The sequence below is a fragment of the Geoanaerobacter pelophilus genome (genome assembly GCF_018476885.1).
In the GTDB taxonomy this organism is placed as follows: Bacteria; Desulfobacterota; Desulfuromonadia; order Geobacterales; family DSM-12255; genus Geoanaerobacter; species Geoanaerobacter pelophilus.
On sequence record NZ_JAHCVJ010000023.1, the window covers coordinates 1 to 2,032 of the forward strand.

General features: G+C 57.0%; 1 protein-coding gene. It reads right to left on the minus strand.

Annotation, left to right across the window (positions count from 1 at the left end):
- Positions 1–129: 129 nt before the first annotated feature.
- A complete protein-coding gene (locus KI809_RS20330; RefSeq protein ID WP_214173435.1) occupies positions 130–1,887 on the minus strand; it encodes a methyl-accepting chemotaxis protein in 1,758 nt (585 codons plus the stop codon).
- Between the last annotated feature and the right edge of the window lie 145 nt (positions 1,888–2,032).

Consider the following 2,032-nt stretch of genomic DNA (forward strand, 5'->3'; position numbering starts at 1 on the left):
AATCTGCCACAGCAGGGGCGCCGGCTCTTTGAGACGACTTCTCCATAAGCTCTGCCATCGGTTCCTCCTATGTAGAGAGGCATATGGAACCAGCCCCTCTAAACAGTTATGAGAATCGGGATGACTCGGTTAAAATTCCGAGAAATCCTCCTGATCGTTGTCGGACGCCTGAGACCTTGCCGACAAAGCCGGTTGCGGCGTTGCCGGTTTTGTCCGGAAACCGCCCTTGGCTGGTATTTGCGATACCTGGGGCGCTTTACGGCCCCGGGGGGCCTTGGCGCTCCGGCCACTATCCTCAACCTTGAAGAACGAGACCACATCCAGCAACCCCTTTGCCTGGGCTGCCAGCTCTTCGGCGGCGGCAGAGGTTTCTTCAACCAGGGAGGCGTTCTGCTGGGTGGTCTGATCTACCTGGCCCATAGCGGTGTTGACCTGGTTGATCCCGGACGACTGTTCAGCAGCTGCGGCCGCAACCTCGTCCATCAGGTCGGTCACTTTCTTGATCCCGGAGACGATCTCCCCCAGCTTCTTGTCCAGTTCCTGCGCCAGTTGCACTCCACGGCCGGTCTTCTCACCGCTGTCTTCAATCAGGGTGGTGATCTCTTTGGCTGATTGCGTGGTCCGGCCGGCAAGGCTCCGGATCTCGGCAGCTACTACGGCAAACCCTTTGCCGTGCTCGCCGGCTCGGGCAGCCTCTACTGCGGCATTCAGCGCCAGCAGGTTCGTCTGGAAGGCGATCTCTTCGATAACGTTGGAGATGTTCGCTATCTTGGCCGATGACTTGTTAATCTCGCTCATAGCCATTATGGTATCGGCCATGACCACGGTGCCGTCTTCGGCAACGGTCTTGCTGCTGCGCGCCAGGTTGTTGGCCTCGCGGGCGTTCTCAGCGGTGCTCCGGGTGGAGGCCCCCATCTCTTCCATGGCGGCGGTGGTCTCTTCGACCGATGCGGCCTGCTCGGTGATCTTTTGCGAGAAGCTCTGGTTGGCTTCGGAGATCTGGTCGGCGGCAATGGAGACCTGGTTGGCCGCCTCTACTGTCTGGCTGGTGATCTCCCGTAATCGCGAAACCATGTTCCCCATGGCATCCAGCAATTGACCGATCTCGTCAGGGCTGTCACCTTCAATCTGCTTGGTCAGGTCCCCCTCGGCAAGACTGTTGGCCACTTCAAGCCCCTTGCGGATCCTTTTCGTAATGCTGTCGGCAAACCATATGCCACAAAAGAGGCAGATCACGATCAGCACACAGGCAAACCCGGCAAAATATTTGATATTCAGGATAAGCGCTGCCTTGGCAGCCAGCCGCTGCTCCTCTACAATCTTCTCAATGTCGTCAATATAATTACCGGTGCCGACAACCCAGCCCCAAGGTTTGAATTCCAGCGAGTAGCCACGTTTGGGCATCGGCGTGTCGCTCCCGGCTTTAGGGAACCAATAATCGGTATAGCCCCCTCCATCCTGCCGTCCTTTTTCAATGATCTCCTTGACCAGGAACTTGCCTTTCTTGTCTTGCGAATCGATCCTGCTCTTCCCCTCTATCGGTTTGCCGAGCAGAACGACATTGACCCCGTCGATCGTGTCTATCCAGAAATAATTGTCATTCTGGTATCTAAGAGCACGAATCAGGCTGGCGCCCTGGGCCTTTGCCGCGTCAACGGTCATCTCCCCCTTGCGGGCACGTTCATCCAGGGTTGCCAGCAGGCTGACGGCTGTATGCACCTGGTTCTTGATGAGCGCGTCGTAGTCGCTGAGCAATGCCTGCTTCTGGGTGCGTAATGAGGCTTCAGAGATGCGGTTCATCCGGTAGGCAGCAACACCCGAAAGCAATGCCAGGGAGACGAACGACCCGACGAAAATTGACAGTAACATCTTGGCTCTGAGTTTCATTGTTCCTCCTAACGGGAAGTGCGCAGAAACCACATTTCACCAGCTGGCTTACCGGTTACCGCGATCAGTCCTGAATGCCGTCACTGGCGGCCACCTGCTGCACAATGGTCGCCTCTTCCTCGGTCAGCACCCGGTCCACATCTAA

What these genes read in the sequence shown, in the direction of transcription:
- KI809_RS20330 (WP_214173435.1), bottom strand. Translation starts at nt 1,887, where the DNA reads ATGAAACTCAGAGCCAAGATGTTACTGTCAATTTTCGTCGGGTCGTTC.